Source organism: Wolbachia endosymbiont of Cylisticus convexus (assembly GCF_003344345.1).
The window spans coordinates 1-2,650 of the sequence record NZ_QPIP01000130.1 but is presented as its reverse complement, the minus strand read 5'-3'; the positions used below and the strand labels follow the sequence as shown (position 1 = coordinate 2,650).

Here is a 2,650-nt window from a genome sequence, read left to right as displayed (position 1 = left end):
CACTATAACCCCCATATTAAAAATACTTTTTAAGTATACAAACCTTAACTTATACACTCTATTACTCATTATAAATCATAGTAAGTAGATTTGCAAATGCTTTCTGCTATAACAATCCGTTTTCTCTAAAGCTAAAATAGCCCGCACTTGTGATAATAATGTGATCAAATAACCTAACACTTACAGTACTACACGCTGCTGCTAAGCTCTTCGTTACTGCTTGATCTTCTTCTGACGGTTCTAAACTCCCACCTGGATGGTTATGTGACATTATTATTAATGCTGCATTTTTTATTAATGCCTTTCTTGTAATCTCCTTTATGTACACCGGTGCTTTTTCCATTTCACCAATATAGGATTCTTCTCCGATTAATTGGCGTCCTTTTATTTCAAGTACAGTATTTTTACACATTCCCTTTCTGAGTGGCCTATACTTACGTTCAAGTATTCTACTAGCCCTTGTAAGTCCATTATTGGCTCACTCTTAAGTTTTTCTCTCAGTACCCTTTCTAGCGTTTCCTTAACGCACATAATCATTGCTACTGCAGAATCAGTTACTCCTTCTATAACTTTCAGGTCATCCATTTCTCTACCTAAAATCCTTCCTACTCCCGTATAGGTATTCACCAGATTTTTAGCAATTTCCTGAGCTTTTTGCCTTTCATGTACTGCACTTAGAAACGTTTCCATTATTTCACGATCAAGTAGTGCTTTGCCTTTGCTTTCTAATATTCTGAATTCGATTTCTTCTTTACTTTTATTCATATAATTTACCTTTCACTAACAACAAACTTTTTTTAGATATTTACTGCTGTTTTTTTATCAGCATTGGCATAAAGCCATAGCTTGCGAGTGAAGTCAAATCAATTTCTCAATCTTTTTTACTTATTTTTTCATCAAGAAGTGAAGATATTAATACATATTTATTTTCAAGTTATGTAAAAAGGTTGTTGTTAATCAATTATTTTAGAAATAACATCAGTAGAAAAACCTAACTGAAGTAAATTATTTGCAACTTTCATTTCCTCTGTTTTGTAAATCTTTTCTTTGTAAATTTGCTTTCTTTGCAAGAAAAATTCTACCCATATATTTAGCTCATCTCGTGATTCTTGATTGTCAATTTTTCTATATTCCCTCGCCCAACTTAATAACTCATTTTCCGCTTCACCATCTTCATAATTATCTTCTTCCTTTATCAGATCTTCAGCATTCACTGATAATTCTTTTGCTATCTCCCACAACCTTTCACTGAAAATAGTCTTGTTCATAGTGATGTATCTGTGAGGGACCTACATCTAGCTTTTTTGCTAATTCTTCTTGCGTATAGCCTCTTCCACTTCTTGATCTCTTGTCCTCCGTTTTGGGCTTGTACAGCCGATACTCTCTCTATCAGCATACTCTTCAATTGATAAGCCTGTTGCTCGATAGATAATGTCAGTATCAAACCCTGCCTTAACTAGATTCTTTGCAATTCTTATTCTTGCTGCTTTTATATTACTTTCTTCCTCAGCTCGGACAGATTTGGTTAATGCATAAATTGCTTTGTGTCCTCCTGTTTTTTCTATAAAATTATACATTTCCTGGATTTTAGCTTTGTCAAAACAACTGCTTTCTTTTAGTACTTTTCGCCCAGGAAATAGATTTCTAATAGGGATTGATAACGACTCTGCTATGATTTTTAACTTTTCAACTGGAATACCACATGTTCCTTGCTTAGCAGCGTGTGGTAGTTTATGCTTATTTTGTCTACTAAGTCTTTCAGAGTATATTTTCTCTTTAACCTCCAGCTCCTTACTTTTTGTGCTATCTGATACCTTATTGAGATATTTGCCATAAATATTATACAGGTTAATACTACCAAATAAAGATATACAAAAACTTCTATGTTTGCATTTTAGTTGAATATTTCTACAGAATTGTGTATAATTATTAATGCTTTCTAGGTTAATTCATCATGGCTTTATCTAAATTTCTTGATGCACGCAATGATTATGCTTTTAAAAGAATATTTGGCACTGAGAAGAATAAAGATATCCTCATTCATTTCTTGAACGATATTTTAGGCTTTACTGGCTTAGCCGCTATTCACGATGTTGAATTCTTAGCTACCATTCTAGATCCTGAAATTGCCGCCAAAAAGCAGAGTATTGTCGATGTTCTTTGTAAGGACTCTCAAGGTTCCAGATACATCATAGAGATGCAGTTCACTAAGACCAAAGGCTTCGAAAAGCGTGCTCAGTATTATGCTGCTAAAGCCTACTCAAGTCAAGCTGATCAAGGTGATGAGTATCATAATCTCAAGGAAATTATCTTTATTGCTGTTGCTGATTGCATTATTTTTCCAGATAAGGCTGAGTACAAATCAAATCATGTCATCTTGGATAAAAATAGCTTTGAACATGACTTGAAGGATTTTTACTTCGTATTTATAGAGCTACCAAAATTTACAAAAACCAAAGAAGACCAACTAGAAAATATAGTAGAAAAATGGTGTTATTTTTTTCGTATATGCAGGAGAAACAAGGGAAGAGGATCTAGATAAGATAGTTGGTAGTGACGTAATAATAAAACGAGCTTATGAAGAGATGAATAAGTTTAATTGGTCAGAAGAAGAGTTACTAGCATATGAGCAAAGGAAAAAGCGTATAAT

The 2,650-nt window shown here is 33.5% G+C and carries 4 protein-coding genes and 2 pseudogenes; 1 reads left to right on the top strand and 5 read right to left on the bottom strand.

The features are described from left to right. Nucleotides 1-106: 106 nt before the first annotated feature. The 5 genes and pseudogenes from Wcon_RS09030 to Wcon_RS12235 all read right to left on the bottom strand — a co-directional run bounded on the left by Wcon_RS09030 (nucleotide 107) and on the right by Wcon_RS12235 (nucleotide 1,577). Nucleotides 107-412 carry a JAB domain-containing protein gene (locus Wcon_RS09030; protein WP_114517905.1) on the bottom strand — a complete coding sequence of 102 codons (306 nt, stop codon included), beginning with the start codon at nucleotides 410-412 and terminating at the stop codon, nucleotides 107-109. Then, on the bottom strand, nucleotides 385-765 hold the full coding sequence (locus Wcon_RS11485; protein WP_179947512.1) for a DNA repair protein RadC: 381 nt from the start codon (nucleotides 763-765) through the stop codon (nucleotides 385-387). Before Wcon_RS11485 ends, Wcon_RS09030 begins: the two co-directional genes overlap by 28 nt. Before the next feature lie 188 nt (nucleotides 766-953). Next, nucleotides 954-1,268: a transcriptional regulator gene (locus tag Wcon_RS12245; protein ID WP_237350132.1), complete on the bottom strand. Its 315-nt coding sequence runs from the start codon at nucleotides 1,266-1,268 to the stop codon at nucleotides 954-956. Then, nucleotides 1,246-1,299 (bottom strand): annotated as a pseudogene (locus Wcon_RS12240) (hypothetical protein); the annotation flags it as partial. The pseudogene Wcon_RS12240 and the gene Wcon_RS12245, both read right to left, overlap by 23 nt. A gap of 8 nt (nucleotides 1,300-1,307) precedes the next feature. Then, on the bottom strand, nucleotides 1,308-1,577 hold the full coding sequence (locus Wcon_RS12235; protein ID WP_237350131.1) for a hypothetical protein: 270 nt from the start codon (nucleotides 1,575-1,577) through the stop codon (nucleotides 1,308-1,310). A 377-nt stretch (nucleotides 1,578-1,954) separates the two neighbouring features. Here Wcon_RS12235 and Wcon_RS09015 point away from each other — a divergent pair. Beyond that, a pseudogene (locus tag Wcon_RS09015) lies at nucleotides 1,955-2,650 on the top strand (Rpn family recombination-promoting nuclease/putative transposase); the annotation flags it as partial.